This window comes from Candidatus Poriferisodalis sp. (genome assembly GCF_965198245.1).
In the GTDB taxonomy this organism is placed as follows: Bacteria; Actinomycetota; Acidimicrobiia; order Acidimicrobiales; family Poriferisodalaceae; genus Poriferisodalis.
On the sequence record NZ_OZ240249.1, the window covers coordinates 4,373,735 to 4,389,052 of the forward strand.

The window sequence follows — 15,318 nt, forward strand, 5'->3', positions numbered from 1 at the left end:
TGATGTGCTGTGCTCATGGGTGTGTCGGGGTCGGGGGCGCCGCGGCGGGGCGAGGGGTGGCGGCTGTGGGTGCGTCTTGTGCTGGCCGGGGGTGTGCTGGTGGGGGCGTGGTGGCTGGCGGAGGGCCTGTTGGGGGGATCGTCGGCGCAGGCCCATGACTGCGTGGATCGCTACGGGTCGGGTGCGTTCAGCTACGGCGAGGCGGAGGGCGCGAACAGCGGCCACGGCCATTTCTGCGGGGTGCGGTCCACGACGCCGACGACGCCGACGACGGCGCCGCCGTCGAATGGGGGAGTGTCCGATCCTGAGAGCCTGACCCCGATCGACCGCAGCGGGCAGCATTCTGCGCCGCACAGCTACTGGCACGCGAACCACGCCGACCGCAGCCATTGCGACGACGGCGACCACTACTACCACGACCGCTACACCCGCGCGCGAAGCTGCGGCGGCGCCAGCAGCGGCAGCGACGCGTGCGTGTCGGGCAGCCACCGCCACACCTACAGCGGCTCGTGGTGCCATCCCGATCACACCGCCGCGAACGGCGACTGCCGCACCCACCGCGACGACGGCACCCACGAGGCCAACCCGTGCCCCGACGACAGCGCAGACGACGACGATGACGGGGACGCGTGCGTGTCGGGCAGCCACCGCCACACCTACAGCGGCTCGTGGTGCCATCTGGACCACACCGCCGCGAACGGCGACTGCCGCACCCACCGCGACGACGGCACCCACGAGGCGAACCCGTGCCCCGACGACGACGCAGACGACGACGGCGGCGGGGGGTGCTCGGTGGCGCTGGGGGCGCTGGGGGCGGGAACGGTGACCCGCAGCGGGACATGGGCCGCGGGGTGCACCTCGGACAACCGGGGCTCCGCGCAGGTGCCCTACCGGGCGGTGCGGTACACGTTCTCCGTCGCCGGCGCGGCGACCGCGACGGTGGGGGTGTCCTCGTCCACCGACGCCTATGTGTACCTCACCAACGCGGACCGCAGCTTGTCGCGCCACGACAACAACTCAGGCGCCCACAGCGGCGACGCGCTGCTGTCAGCAGTCAGCCTCGCCGCAGCCAGCTACACCGTCGAGGCGACCACCGCCGCGCCCCGCCAGGACGGCGCGTTCACCATGACCCTCACCATCGCAGACGCCCCCGACCCGCCCCCAGATGTGGTCATCAGCGGCCTCGCCGACGCGTCGGCGACCCCCGCCGCGGGCGCCGCCACCGCCGCGGCGTCCGACACCTTCGGTGTCACGCCCGCCGGCGCCGCCTGTTCTGCGACGCCCCACGGCGCCACGGTCGCACCCGCCGCAGGCGCATCGCGCACCGTGACCCACACCGTGGCCGCGGGCACCACCGTCACGGTCACGGTCACCTGCACGACAAGCACCAGCACCGCCACCGCCGACGCCCGGTTCACCGCCGACGCCGCGCCCGTCCCCGACGTCGAGATCGACGGCCTCGACCACGCCTCTGCCACACCCGCCACAGACACGACCAGCGCCGAAGTCACCGAAACGTTCACCGTCACCCCCGCCGCAGCGCGATGCAGCGCCCAAGCCACCCCAGGCACCCCCCAGGTCGCACCCGCCACAGGCACATCGCGCACCGTCACCCTCGACGTGGCCGCAGGCACCACCGTATGGGTCATCGTCATCTGCAACCACCACACCAACCGCGACCTCGCCGCCACACGATTCACCGCCCACCCCACACCCACAAACACCGACACAACGACCCCCCCGCCCACCGCCACACCGACCCCGCCGACCACCACCACACCGACCGCGAACAGCGACGACTGCGACACACCCCTGGGCGCACTCACCGCAGCCACCCCGCCGACAACGGGCACCCTCGCCGCCACGGACGGCTGCACCTCGACCCGCCACCCCCGAAAAACCGCCACCAGCACCTATCAGGCCCGCCGGCACACCTTCACCCTCAACAGCCCGGGCTGGGTCACCATCACCCTCGAGTCAGCAGCGACGAACACCCAGCGCATCGACACCTACCTGGTACTCCTGCGAGGCCACACACCCGACGGCACCGGCACCTACATCACCCACAACGACGACGCCCAAAACGCCGCCAGCCACGGCCTGCACTGGCGCGACAGCCGCCTGGTCGACGTGTTCCTCCAACCCGGCCACTACACCATCGAGGCCACCACCTACCACGCCCACAGCACCACCAACCCCACCCGCACCACCGGCGACTACGACCTGACCGTCGAAGCGACCCTCACCGGCCTGCAAGCCAGCTACGACGCCTATGCGGGCCAACAGCTCACGATCGGGTTCGAGACCGGGGACTTCACGCCCACCGCGACGGTGCCGGTGTCGGGGCTGGCTGCGTCGGCGACCAAGTCGGGCACCACGGCGTCGTTGACGGTGACGCCGTCGCGCACCGGTGCGTTCAGCGTGACGTTGTCGTTCAGCCGCCCCTCGGGCAGCAGTGCGCGCTCGACGCGGTCCGCCACAGCGCGAGCGGCCGCAGCCGCCAGCACCGTCGTCCCAGTCAACTCGACCTGCCCGGCGGGTCAGAAGCCGAACCCGAATCCTCCGGCGGGGACGTGCGTTCTCAAGAGCGACGCTGAGCTGTTTGCCGAACGCGGGGCCAAGGGCCGCTATTACGTGACTCCCGCGCTCGTGGCGGGCACCAAGAAGGTGGCAGAGCAGTCGTTGGATGCCTATGTGGGCGAATGCGGTATGCGGCCGGGCCGGCTGGCGGCTGCCATGATGGCGATCGGGTTCTGGGAGACCCCGGTAACCGCGACAGCCTCTGACACGCTCTATAACGTCAGGAACGTCAAGCGTGACCCGGCGCGGTCGCTGATGACGCTGTCACGGGGCGACTTCCACCAGTTCCGCGCCAAGGGCAAGAACGCGGTGCTGTACCCCGACAACCTCCAGATTGGCGACACCGACGCGGGGCTGCCCGTCCGGGCGTTCTGGCATCCCGGCGTGGGCTACTGGCAGTTAGACCTCTGGGAGACCACCAAGCACATGAACCACGCCGAGCGCGCCGACATCGAGCAGGGCGGCAGGAAGGTCGCGGACGTGTTGCGAGACGCGTACTGCGACAACGGCGGCGCGTCCGGTCTCAAGGCCAAGCTCAAGAACGAGTGGGAGGCATGCGTCGAAGTCATGACAGAGGCAGGTGAGAAATCGAATGTGTGCTATGAGACTGCTGCAACTCTGTACTTGGGCTTCGTGACCGGCACCGGCGGCGAAGCGTTCTACGTGACCACCACCCACAACCTCGGCGATGACAGCGTCACCGGCGGCGCGCCGCTGATGGAGGACGGCTGCCGATGGGGCAGCACCGGAACGCCGTTCGACTGCTGGTTCTATGACACCGACAGCTACCAAGGCCACGCCGAGACCGGCCGAGCAAACGGCGACCGCAACCTCGCCACCGCGATCAGCCCCTACGCCGCGCCGTTCATGTCATTCACCCACGAGAACAAGAAATATGCGGTGTTCCCCGAATCATTCACCGGCGGCACCATCACCCGCATGAAGTTCGTCAGTACTGCCAAGCTCGTGCGGGCCGAGCCGGACAACACTTGGAGCAGCGACGAGGACCCCAACGCCGTCGTGCTGCAGGTGAAGATCTGCCCGCGTCCGCCCGCCAGCCGGGTGTGTGCATGGACCGGCGCAGCAGACCCGAACTTCAAGAGCCGCATCCGCGCGGTCTACCCCGACGCCAATCCGAGCCGCGACCCATGAGCGGCAGTGCCAGACAAGCCGTTGGCCGACGTGTGCTGTTGTGCTTCGCCGCTTCGGCTGTGCTCACCGCCGCGACGGCCGGCTGCACGAACGCGCCGCCGCCTAGCGACGGCCGCGTGACGCCGGCTGGCATCGAGCCTGCGGCACCGAGCTTCGTCACGACCACGGCAATCGGGGCTGTCCCGGCGAGCACGGCACCGCGGCGGGAGCCCGAGGACACTGTCTCGGAGGCGTCCGAAATGTTCGAAACCCGCGAGATCGCGTTCGAAGAGATCGTCGTCCATGAGCGGCTGCGGGTGCCGCAGACCGACCAGGACACGAAGGGTGCCCTTTTCAGGTCTTACCGGGAGTCCCAACACAAGTTCGCGGGTGTCATCTTCGACGCATGCCAGTTCGAGGATGCGTTCGTGGGATTGCACCGTAGACACCCCGATTCCCGTGACGGCGAACCGACCCGCAGTCAGCGGGATGAGGTCGACTTCTACCGCTACCGGTTGGGCTGCCCCGGGTGGACTGCGTACAATCAGCCACTGTGGGGTCAGGTCGTGCATCGGTGGTTCACGTTCGACACATTCGGCAGCGAGAGCCCTTCTTTTGCCAGCCACGATGAAGCGGTCGAGTGGTACGAGCAGGGGTCTGCTGTTCGGCACAAATTGCACGCCGACACGCTGCCGCCTTTCTCGGGGCCATTGGGGTTCCGCAGTACGCAGTTCTCGTCGTTTGCGAGCACTGATGAGTACGTGATTCGGTATGCGCCGGTTGATGCGCCTGTCGATGAGGTGGGGGTTGTGCCTGGTTCGGTGTCGGTGGTCGACGGTGTGCTGCGCGGTCTGGTTCGGAACTGGTCGCGCACCCTGTGGGCGTACGGCGTGAACGTGCGCGCGGACGGCCGTTCGTGGTTGTGGCCGTTGTCGGTCCAGCCGGGCGAGGTCGCGCCGTTCGAGTTCGAGGACTGGGACGGTCCCGGGGATCCGGCGGGGATCGGGTTCGAGGTGGCCGCGGAGTTCTCCAACGACGCGGACCTGTCGCGCAGCTTCGAGTTCCTGCAGCAGTTTGAGAGCACTTATGGGCCGCGTGAGGAGTTCTCGGGGTGGCTGCCCGCGGAGATCGAGGGCGAGTTGGCTCTCGATGCTGCTACGGCGTTGACCGTCGCCTTGGATCCGATGAGTCGCGAATTCGAGGTTTCGCATCCGAGCCTGGGCGGGCGGTGGGCGCCGGGTGTGGTCGAGAGCTTACGGGGCTTTGTTGCTCATGTCGACCCCGACGGGCGTCTGGTGGAGCTCAGCGCGCTCACGCCTTTTCACTCCCCGGGTCACTCCTACCGCGGCAGGACCGACAACGGCCCGCTGGTGGTGATGCGCTCCTATCCCCCCCTCGAGGCGAAACTCGGCGACCCGCCGCCGTATGTGAATTTCGCGTTCGCGCTGTGGCCCGACACCGACTGGATGTTCTGGATCGGCGGCGTACACCCGCCGCCGGGTTGACCTGGGCGCGATGGTCGGGGCCGCCTTACGGTGCGCGGCGACTGCGGCGGGGGGCTGTGTCGACGCGTTGGGCGCGGTCGCCAGCGGGCAGGCCCCGCCGAGGGCGGGCACGATTAGCGCCGACGGCGACTGCACCTCTGTGCGTCGCCGTCATCCCCGCAGCGTCGGGGTCCGCACCTACTACGCGCGCTGGCACACCTTCAGTGTCGACAGTCCGGGCTGGGTGACCATCACGCTGGAGTCCTCGGCGTCCAACAGCCGCCACCTCGACCCGTTCCTGGTCCTGCTGCGGGGCCACGAAACTGACGGGTCCGGCGCTCATATCGCTCACAACGACGACCACCGCTCCGGCTATGACACCCACCGGCTGAACAGCCGTCTGGTCGACGTGTTCCTCCAGCCCGGCGACTACACCATCGAAGCCATCACCTACAGCCAGAACCGAACCGGCAACTACACCTTGACCGTCGAAGCGACCTTCACCGGCCTGCAAGCCAGCTACGACGCGACAGTGGGCCGCGAACTGCGGATCGACTTCGACCTCGGCAACCACGAAGCCACTGCCACCGCATCGCATGCTGACTTCGGTGTCACGGCACAACGTGCCGGCACTACCGGCACGCTGCTGGTGGTGCCTGACAGCACCAACGCTCGCACCGTCACTTTGTCGTTCGCCAGGGCTGGCGCAAGCGGCGGCGCAGCCCAGCAGTCGGCCAATGGGGCTCAGGATGCCGCGGGTCAGTCCACGCAACTCAGCTTTGTGTCGTCCTGCGGCACCGACCAGACCGAGGACCTCGAGACCGGCGCCTGCATATGGGACGAGGCTGAACTGCTGAAGCGCAGAGATGCCCGGTATTCCGTGGGTCCGGCACTGCTCAGGGGCGCCATTCGGGTCGCTAGGCGCACAATGAGTGAATACAGCGGCGAGTGCGACATGACCCCCACGCGACTTGCCGCGTTGATGCTGGCGATCGGAATCTATGAGACCAACCCCATCGGTAGCCGGAGTGTGGCGCGGTCGCTGATGTTCTTGTCACGCGTGGACCGACCGACAAAGGCGTATCCCAATGATCAACGCTCCAACACCGGGGTTCGAGCGTTCTGGCATCCGGGCGTCGGCTACTGGCAGCTCGACTGGTGGCCCAACGAGCTCAACCACGCTGAACGAGCGGATGTTGATCGCGGCGGCAATGCAGTTGCGAAGCACCTGCGCAGGAGCTACTGCGACGGGGATCTGAAGACCCTCAAGAACAACCTCCTGAGCGGTGCGTGGAACGGGTGCATTCCCGATGCCCAAAAGAACGCGAACGGGAACTGGATCAAGGATTCCAGTGGCTTGATTATCGGAACTCACAAGTGCTTCAACACCCACAACGACATTTATCTCGGTGGCGACTTAGGGGATTCGGCATACCAAGGCATTGAGAGTTTGTGGATCAACACCAGCGGCAACGAGGGTCTCACCGACAATAAGGGCGGAGTGCAGGAACTGAAATGCCGCTGGGGGACCGCAGGAGCCGAGTTCGGATGCTGGCTGTATGACACGGACAATCCCGAGGGTTTCATCTCCCGCGCTTTCCTCACGGGCGTCTGGACCGGGGATCACAAACGCAGCCCGCTGGCGGCACCATTCATCTCGTTCACCGACGAAGACGACGATGGGAACAAGAAACGGTTTGCGGTGTTCCCGGAGTCGTTTGCAGGGGGCTCGGTGACGTGGTTCAAGCATGTGCCTGTGGGCAGCGGAGCGAATTACCGCGTGCGCAAGGCACCAGGGAATACGTGGAACCAAGACACATACGACATCGACGCTGACGGCGATCGTGACGAGTTGAGGGTCAAGGATTGCACCCAGCAGCCAGGAACAGGGCCGACGCCGGAGTGTCCGTGGGTTGATGTCGCCGCCTCGGACTTCAAGACGGCGATTCGGAGAAGGTACCCTGATCAGCCCGGCGATTAGAGGCGACGTTGGCGGCATGCACTATGGCGCTCGGGTGCGCAGTACCGCAGCATGCGCACTGTCATTCATCGCGTTTGTCGCCATGGGGTCAGCGAGCTGCTCGACTGATGCACTACCCAGCGATGCCTCAGCGCCGGATGCCGAACGTTCAATAGCGCAGTCCGAGTCGTTACCGAGGCTGACCACACCCACGGCAGTAGCCGTTTCGGCCGCGCCGACGGCTCCTGCCACGACTGTCGTGCCGACGACGAGCACGTGGGTGGTCTTCAAGGAGGTTGAGGAGCCTCCTCAGCCGGCGGCGCACGCCAGCGTGCGGTTCCCCCAGACGGATGGTGACGTCGCGGGCGCGATGTACTGGTACCAAGGCTCAAGCGGTCTTCCTGGGCAGCCGCCAAGGCCCTTCGAGCACGCTGGCGTGGTGTTCGACCGGTGTCGGGTGCAGGACGCGTTCCTCAGCCGACACCTTCGCTACCCCGACACAGACGAAGAGTTGATGGAGTACCAGCGAGATTGGTTTCTCTCTGAGGGAAGGACTGACTGCCGCGGCGTGGAGTTGGCAGCGGCGCGACCGCTGCTGGGTTTCGACGAGTTCCGGTACTTCACCTACAGCGACGACGGAAGCCCGAGCCCATATGTGGCTTCGTCGCAGGAAGCGTTGGAATGGTACGAGGACCGCTCCGATGGCTTCCGAGCGGCATCGGTGAACTCGATTCCCGCCGGCATGATGCCGGCGGGATCGTTCGGCGGCTTCGACGGGTCGGTACCCCGTATCGAGTACTCAGATACGGGTGACCCGCGTGATGAGGTGCGAGTTCTGCTGGAGACGGTCGCCGTTGGCGACGATGGTGTGCTGCGGGGTCTGGTGCGGAACTGGTCCCGCACTCTTTGGGCGTACGGGACGATCGTGGGTGCGGGGGACGGTGAATGGGCGTGGCCGCTCTCGGTCCAGCCTGGCGAGACGGCGCCGTTCGAGATCGAGGATTGGGATGGCCCGGGCGATGCGACGCTGATCGAATTCTCCATACATGCGGAGATGTCCAACGATGCGGATCTCTCGCGAGCATGGTGGGGATCGTGGGATTGGCAGTACTTCGACTACGCATCTGACTCCGGCGAGTCCGACCCGGAGTTTGACCGCTATGCCTTCGGCAGGTTGGATCCGATCTCGCACCCGCGCCGTGACGCTGCGTGGGCACCAGGGCTGGTGCTGGACTTGGCCGTGTATTGGGCCGAGTTGAACTCGGAGGGTGCCGTTGTCGACGTGGAGGAGGTCGGATTCCACGAGTCAGGTCCGGTCAGGGATACTCCCGGCGAAGTCCATCTAGATGGTCCGCCGCTCGTGCGGCACTACTACCCGGGAACAGAATTCTGGATTACCGAGGTGTCCTTTCTCGTGGACTATGCCTCGTCTCCGTATCCCCGGATGGCGTGGATCGGGATGCCGCACATTTCGGCAGGCCGATGAAACCCATAGTTGGTTCAGGCCTCTGGGCTCGTCGTGCGCCGTCGGGTCGTGCAAGCATTCGTCGGTGGCATTGGTGGCTCGGCGTGTCGTTGCTGGTTTGGGTTGGCTTGGGATGCACTGAGGATGCTGAGCCGGATGCTGGTGTGCCTGCCCGGGACGCTGTCACGTCGCTAACAGAGCCGGAGGAGGTGCCTTCGGCGGCGGCGCCAGACAGGTCGGCAGCAGCGCCGGTGGTGTTGCGTCCCGGTGAGAGTGTTGGCGTGTCCCTGGGTGTGGGGGTGCGGTCTGATGACTTGTTCCGGGCCGAAGTGCTGGGGTTGTTGTTGGAGGAGCTGGGCTATGTGGTTTCTGACCCCGCGGAGTTGGTGACCCGCGCCAATTTGGCGTACTTGTACCTAGCCGAGGGCGAGTTCGACGTGTGGGTTGGTGCGCGGCTGCCTGCCGATCAGGTGTGGCTGGACGGTGAGCGGTTCGACGGGACTTCGGTGGGCGCTTCGATGAGCGTGCTGGGAGGTGAGTCGCCGGCAGTGGGCGTGTTCGGCTGGCTCATCAGCAAGACGTTCGCCGACGAGCACGGCGTGTTCACGCTGGATGACCTGGATCGTGACCCGGCGGCGCTGGCCGCGTTTGATGCCGTTGATGCGGTGCCGGGCAATGGCAAGGCGGAGATCTTGTCGTGGCCTGAGCTGGGCATAGCCGCTCAGGTGGTGGCGTCGCAGATCGCCTTTTCGGGTTGGGACAACATCGCTCAGCTCAATGTCGGGTACGTTGAGCGGTTCGAGATGGCTGTGGATGCAGTCGCCCGTGGGGTGCCGATGATCGCTGCAGCAGGGGATCCATCGCAGTTGGCGGCGAAGCTGCGTCCGGGCGTCGAGGTGTATTGGCTGGGGGTGGAACAGATACTGGACGGCTCGAACCCTCTCGGCCAATCCGGTGGTGAGCTGTACTCGCAGGTCACCCGTGGTGTCAATGGCGACGGGGGGCACGCACCGTTCGGCATCGAGGTCTGCCCGGCAGCGAGAGATCACTCTCTCGGCTTGTGCCCGCTTGGCTGGGATGCGGGTGAGCTGCGGGTCGCGGCGAATGCGGAATTCGCTACGGCGAATCCGGCCGCGGTCGCACTGCTGGACGCTGTGGTGGTGCCGACGGTCGACATCTCGCAGGCGCTGGTACGTGAGGCTGAGGGTGACTTGCCGTCGGTGCTGGCCGCAGAGTGGATCGCTGCCAATCGTGCATCGGTTGATGAATGGCTGGCCGCCGCGCGCGCAGCGGCTTCTCGCGCGTAGCTAGGTCTGAAACTGACGGAGGTTGATGCTCCTATGTGTGTCAAGTGGTGAGTTGGTCGAGGTGTTGTTGGTAGCGGTGGGCGAGGTCCCGGTTGTGGCGGGTGCCTCGTCTGTGTTGCGGCTGACTTTGTGTCGCTGTTTGTGGTTGGTTTCAGCCAGCATGGGAGGGTGAGGTGTGTCTGACTCTTCCGCGGAGTTTGGCTGGGTAATGAACCAAGTCATGCTGTGTTCTCGGGGTTGTTGTTGGTGGTCCGGCGGTTGTGGTCGAGCCGTCGTGATCGGGCTCGTTGGAGGCCTTGCCGGCGGGCCTCGCGGATCGGTTCTCCTCGTTGGCGGTGTTCGTCGTCGGGGGTGACGTAGCCGATCGCTTCGTGCAGCCGGACTTCGTTGTAGTCGATCCGGATGCGTGCCAGCTCTGTGTCGAGCAGCGCCGGGTCGGTGATGTCGTTGAGGTGGGGCCATTCGTGGGTGATGTGGCTGAAGAAGCTCTCGATCCAGGCTTGGTCGGTGGGTGTGCGGGGTCGGCCGTGGGTGTTGGGCGATGGCCGTCCTCGCCATGTAGGCGCGGGTGTCGTGGCTGGTCATGGCCGGGCCGTTGTCGGACACGGCGAGCAGGATCGGCCGGTCGGGGTCGTCGATGTCGAGATCGAGGCGGCCCTCGGTGAGCAGCTCGTCGAGATCCTGGGCGAGCAAGGCCTGGTCGAACACGACACGCACTTGGGTGGAGGTCTCCTCGGTCGAGACCAGGGTGGTGATCCAGTAGCGCGAGACCACGTCGACGATGGCGAACACGCAGCGCCGGGCCTGCCCGAAGTGGGTGACGTCCCAGATCCAGATCCTGTTCGGTTCCCAGACCAGCCAGTGCGGCCACGGCGTGCGGGGCCGCCGTGGTGTCGGCGGCTGTTGGGGCAGCACAAGCCCGTGGGCAGCCAGAACACGCCGCAACGTCGAGGGGGCCACCCACACCCGGCCCACATAGGAACCGCGATGGGCGAGCTTGCGGTGCGACCGGTCGACCGGTCCCCACTCCTCAGCGACAGCGAGGACCTCCGCGACCTCGTCGGCCAGCAAGGCATGCACCGGCGCGCCGCCCGGGGCGAGGTCCTCGAGCGTGCCCAGCTCGCGTCGGCGGGCCCGCCAGCGGTGCACCCGGCCCTCGGAGACCTGCCACACACCGGTGGCCCATGTGTGCCAGAACCCGGCGGCAACGGCGTCGTCGACGGTCTTGCCGACCAGCTCTTTGGCCTCGGCGGGGACTCTCGCCGGGACCGGTCCGTTCAGTCCCAGCCGGATTTTCCCCGGACGATGGCCAACTCGATCGCTTGGACCTTGATCGCCTCGGTGAGCTGACCGATCTCTGTCCGGGCCGCTTCGAGCTCCCAGTTCCGTTCGGTGGCCGGGCGACCCGGCTTGCGGGCCAGCGCAGCCAGCGCCGCGTCCTTCACCGTCCGGCGGATGGTGATGGTCGTCGACACATCGACCCCCCACTTCCGGGCCGCGTCGGCCTGGGTGATCTCTCCGCCCGTGACCTGCAAGCAGATCTCCCACTTCGTCTCCGCGGACAGCTTCTTCGGTCGACGCCGACCCTCGCTGACAGTCATCTGATGCTCCTTCACGCGTCAGCGAGAACACGATCAGACTTGGTTCATTCCTCGGTGGACCCTCCGCGGCAAAGTCAGACGCACAACAGCCACACGGTCGGAATGGCGGCGTTGTCGCTGCGCGTTGTGAGCATCGGTGATGATACAGCAGTGACGCTTGAGCAGGCGGTGATACGGACATCTCTGCCCTTGTTGGCCGTGGCAGTCGGGGCGCTGACAGGAGTTCTGGTGAGCGTCTTCGCGCCGGCGAATGCGCTTGACGGTTGGGAGGTCGCGATTGTGGCGGCAGCGGCGGTCGCTTCCTGGCTGGTGATTCATCTTTTAGTCCTATTGGACGCAGATCGCCGTGGCTGGCACGACAAGGCCGCCGGCACGATTGTTACGCAAGACTTCCCGCGTGTCTGGCGGCGAATCGACGACGAGATGAACCAGCGATGGAAGGGCTACCTGCACGGCCGACCGTGATGAAGCCGCTGGGAACTCAACGGCGCATCCGCTGACGCCGTGTGCATGGCCAAACCCGCAGACGCCCCGGTCGACCTGTGACCAGGGCAACAGGACCACTACCCACAGCGTCCCTGCAGGCACTTACGTGGACGACAACTGCCCTGCGGCGCGCACGGGCGACGGGAACGGCTTTATGCTCACCATCGCGGTGTCGGCAATGTCGCCGTGGGGGTGTGGGACGACACGACGAGGGGCCAGTTAGCGGCCTGCAGCGCGTTGGGGAGCCCGATCGCGTGCAGCTACCGGTACTTAGATGGTGAGTTCCAAGGGGTGGGGTCCACCGGTTGTGGGGTGAGGGTGTCCAGGCTCGGGGTGTGTATTCACGCTTCGATCTTGGAGGTTCTCAGCATGGGCCCGGACTTGGACACCCTCGCGACCGCACTGTATGTGAGGATCGATGACCTGTTGGCGCAGAACCCTGGGTGGGCTCCCGAGCGGCCTGTGGTGGGGTTCGCCCCGAAGCTGACCGACGCGGAGCTGGTCACTCTGGCGGTGATCTCGGCGCTTCTGGGCTATGACAACGAGTCGCAGTTCGTGCGCTTCGCGAGAGCGCATCTGCGGCCGTGGTTCCCCTGTCTGCCGAACCGTGACGGCTACAACAAGCGGCTGCGGCGCAGCGCCGAGATGATCTCTCGTGTCATGGGATGGCTCGCACGCGAGTGGTGGCACGACGACGTGTGGCTGGTGGACTCCACCGCGGTCGAGTGCGGCACCAGCCGCGAGACCCAGAAGCGCTCCGGCCTCGCCCGATGGGCCCAATAGGGCTGGTGCGCGTCGCATTCGCGGTACTTCTGGGGTCTGGGGCTGCACCTTGTCGCCACCCCGGCGGGGCTGCCGATCGCGTTCGCGGTCGCCGACGCGAAAGCCGACGAACGCGAAGTCTGCGCCGACATGCTCTGCGGGGATCGCCCGGGCGGGCCAGACCCTCATCGCCGACAAGGGCTACCGCTCTGCTGCGTTCGAAGCGGACCTCAGCGACGTCGGCATCACCGTGGTGCGCCCTGCCACCCGATCCGAGGCCCCGCGGCCCGGCGCAAGGTTCCTGCGGCCTCTGCGCCAGATCATCGAATCGATCAACTGGACCCTCAAAGGCCAGCTCAGCCTCGAACGCCACAAAGGACGCACCAAAGCCGGCGTCGCCGTGCGCATCGCGACACGGCTCCTCGCCCTCACCGCCGCCATCTGGCACAACGAGACCTACCGACACACCCGACCAGCACGCTCACTCACCGCATTGTCGGGCGGGGCCATGCGGCGTCGTTGGTGTGGCACGTATCTCACGATGCCGTCGTCCGGTACTGCCGGGTGTCGGGCGGGGCCATGCGGCGTCGTTGTTGTGACACCCCTGCCGTACGGTTGTTCTTATGAACGGCGGCGGCGATTCGGCTTGTGGGGGCGGTGCGGCAGGCGCGTTGGCATCGGGCGGGGTGCGTGTGGACGCGGTGGACGTTGCCGGGCTGTGCGGTGAGAGTCTGCGGGCTCGGCTGGGTGTGCTGGCTCGGGCCGAGTCGCGGCTCGCGGCGATGAAGGCCGACGCGTTGGGCGAGATCGCCCGCCGCAACGGCGACGGCGCCGCTGCGCACGCTGCGACGGACGCCATGGCGATCTCGGGCCGCAGGGCGCGCGGCGAGGTCAGGGACGCAGTGAGGCTCGGCGGGCTGGACGCGACCCGTGAGGGGCTCTTTGCGGGTTCGGTTCCGGTGGGCCACGCGCAGCTGATCGCCCGTGCCGCCGGCGACGCCCCGATCGACGACGAGTTCCTCGCAGCGCGGGCACGACACGAGGGCTATGACGAATTCCGTCGCACTGTCGCCCGCCATGTGGCCGACGTCAGCCGAGACGACGGCGCGTCACTGCTGGAGCGGCAGCGCCGGGCGCGCAGCGCCAAGATCGTGACCCGCTCCAGCGACGGCATGACCGTGCTCAACCTCGTCGTCGACCCGATCACCGGCGCCCGGCTGGGCACGGTGATCGCCGCCGCCGAGCGGCGTCTGTTCAAGGACGAGGATCCCGCTGCGCGGCGCACACCCCAGCAGCGGATGGCCGACGCGATCAGCCAGCTCATCTGCGATCCCGACACCAAGCGCCCCGCGGGCGCGTCGCTGATCGTGGTCGCCGATTACGACATGGCGAACCACCAGCTCACCAACGGACGCCTCGCGGACGGCACCCCGATCCCGATCGGCGAGATCGCCAAGATCGCCGTCGACGCCGAAGTGCTGCCGGCGATCTTCGACGCCGCCACCGGCGACCTGCGCATGGGCCGCACCCGCCGCACCGCCACCGACCTCCAACGCGCCGCGCTGGCATTGCGCGACAAGGGCTGCGTCGGGTGCGGCATCTCCCCCGAGCGCTGCCAGCACCACCACATCGACCACTGGCAGCACGGCGGCCACACCGACTACACCAACCTCGTCACCGTCTGCCCCGACTGCCACAACGACAAGATCCACCAACAAGGCTTCACCGCCGAATGGGACACCCCAGGCAGCCGCTACCGGCTCCAACCACCCACCCAGCCGCCAAACAGCAGCAACGACCCGTCACGAGCACCCCCACGCTGAACCCCCGGGGGCAAAGCCCCAACCGCCGAGACGCAAGACACTCGCGGTGATTCACCCCAGGAGTGCACCAAGCTGCAGGGAGCAATCGATGCGCTGCTGCTCATTGCCGCGCTTGTAGAGGCGAAGACGATGATGCAGGGGCCCACCACGCTCGGACATCGAGATCGGAAGCACCTCGACAACACCGAAGCGGGCGCACTGGTAGCAATCGTCCCAGCCGAGGTTCGCGCCACTGCGACACGTGCGACACACGCCATCCTGTGGGCGAGCGATGGGAACTAGACCCGGCCGAACTAGATCAAGGTACGGGCCGCGGGTCTAGATCGCTCATGCGAATACGGCATCGCTGCTGACGGCTAAGTCCGCTTCGAGCGCCGTAACGATTTGGTCCGCATCTCTCACAACCGTTGCATTGCGCGCAGCAGCATCCATTTGCTGGGCCCAAGGCTGGGCGGTCACCAGCGACTCGACGAGAAAAACACGCTTGCCATGCATTAGTGCCTCAGCGGATAGGCGACCATGCCCGGCAGCCCCGACGGCTTGGACTTTGCGCAGAAATGCCGCCACAGACGGCAAAATTGCACAAAGAAGGCGTGACACGAATGGGCGACACGCGGCCGATAACTGTTGCGCCACGACAGACCAGCGGTGGCGGCGCAGACCGACCGTAGGGTCAGCCGAGGAGGCCCATTCCGCCGACGGTGTCTCGTTCTTCGACG

General features: G+C 66.7%; 10 protein-coding genes and 3 pseudogenes. 9 read left to right on the top strand and 4 right to left on the bottom strand.

The features are described 5' to 3' along the window. Positions 1 to 15 precede the first annotated feature (15 nt). The 5 genes from ACOCMM_RS19475 (at position 16) to ACOCMM_RS19495 (ending at position 9,927) form a co-directional block, all read left to right on the top strand. A complete protein-coding gene (locus ACOCMM_RS19475) occupies positions 16 to 3,732 on the top strand; it encodes a hypothetical protein (protein ID WP_419554778.1) in 3,717 nt (1,238 codons plus the stop codon). After that, a complete protein-coding gene (locus tag ACOCMM_RS19480) occupies positions 3,729 to 5,216 on the top strand; it encodes a hypothetical protein (RefSeq protein ID WP_419554779.1) in 1,488 nt (495 codons plus the stop codon). The genes ACOCMM_RS19475 and ACOCMM_RS19480 overlap by 4 nt, the downstream gene beginning before the upstream one ends. A gap of 67 nt (positions 5,217 to 5,283) precedes the next feature. Beyond that, positions 5,284 to 7,176, top strand: coding sequence for a DVUA0089 family protein (locus tag ACOCMM_RS19485; RefSeq protein ID WP_419554780.1), 1,893 nt, complete (start codon positions 5,284 to 5,286; stop codon positions 7,174 to 7,176). A gap of 238 nt (positions 7,177 to 7,414) precedes the next feature. Continuing rightward, positions 7,415 to 8,641 (top strand): hypothetical protein, encoded by a 1,227-nt coding sequence (locus tag ACOCMM_RS19490; RefSeq protein WP_419554781.1) that lies wholly within the window; start codon positions 7,415 to 7,417, stop codon positions 8,639 to 8,641. Positions 8,642 to 8,901: 260 nt separating this feature from the next. Beyond that, a complete protein-coding gene (locus ACOCMM_RS19495) occupies positions 8,902 to 9,927 on the top strand; it encodes a glycine betaine ABC transporter substrate-binding protein (protein WP_419554782.1) in 1,026 nt (341 codons plus the stop codon). Between the two features lie 218 nt (positions 9,928 to 10,145). Here the strand turns inward: ACOCMM_RS19495 and ACOCMM_RS19500 are convergent, their stop codons facing one another. The 3 genes and pseudogenes from ACOCMM_RS19500 to ACOCMM_RS19510 form a co-directional block, all read right to left on the bottom strand. After that, the gene (locus tag ACOCMM_RS19500) at positions 10,146 to 10,421 is read right to left on the bottom strand and encodes an integrase core domain-containing protein (RefSeq protein WP_419554918.1); all 276 of its coding nucleotides are present in this window, start codon (positions 10,419 to 10,421) and stop codon (positions 10,146 to 10,148) included. Positions 10,422 to 10,518: 97 nt separating this feature from the next. Next, positions 10,519 to 11,100: pseudogene (locus tag ACOCMM_RS19505) on the bottom strand (integrase); the annotation flags it as partial. A gap of 104 nt (positions 11,101 to 11,204) precedes the next feature. Further along, positions 11,205 to 11,528, bottom strand: a complete 324-nt coding sequence (locus ACOCMM_RS19510; RefSeq protein ID WP_419554783.1) for a hypothetical protein — start codon at positions 11,526 to 11,528, stop codon at positions 11,205 to 11,207. A 3-nt stretch (positions 11,529 to 11,531) separates the two neighbouring features. On the opposite strand from ACOCMM_RS19510, the gene ACOCMM_RS19515 reads away from it, so the two are divergent. The 4 genes and pseudogenes from ACOCMM_RS19515 to ACOCMM_RS19530 all read left to right on the top strand — a co-directional run bounded on the left by ACOCMM_RS19515 (position 11,532) and on the right by ACOCMM_RS19530 (position 14,881). Beyond that, positions 11,532 to 11,993 carry an RDD family protein gene (locus tag ACOCMM_RS19515; RefSeq protein ID WP_419554784.1) on the top strand — a complete coding sequence of 154 codons (462 nt, stop codon included), beginning with the start codon at positions 11,532 to 11,534 and terminating at the stop codon, positions 11,991 to 11,993. 390 nt (positions 11,994 to 12,383) lie between these two features. Further along, positions 12,384 to 13,230: pseudogene (locus ACOCMM_RS19520) on the top strand (IS982 family transposase); the annotation flags it as partial. 169 nt (positions 13,231 to 13,399) lie between these two features. Then, a complete protein-coding gene (locus ACOCMM_RS19525; protein WP_419554785.1) occupies positions 13,400 to 14,599 on the top strand; it encodes a DUF222 domain-containing protein in 1,200 nt (399 codons plus the stop codon). 129 nt (positions 14,600 to 14,728) lie between these two features. Next, the gene (locus tag ACOCMM_RS19530; protein ID WP_419554677.1) at positions 14,729 to 14,881 is read left to right on the top strand and encodes a hypothetical protein; all 153 of its coding nucleotides are present in this window, start codon (positions 14,729 to 14,731) and stop codon (positions 14,879 to 14,881) included. A gap of 45 nt (positions 14,882 to 14,926) precedes the next feature. Here ACOCMM_RS19530 and ACOCMM_RS19535 read toward each other — a convergent pair. Continuing rightward, a pseudogene (locus ACOCMM_RS19535) lies at positions 14,927 to 15,318 on the bottom strand (hypothetical protein); the annotation flags it as partial.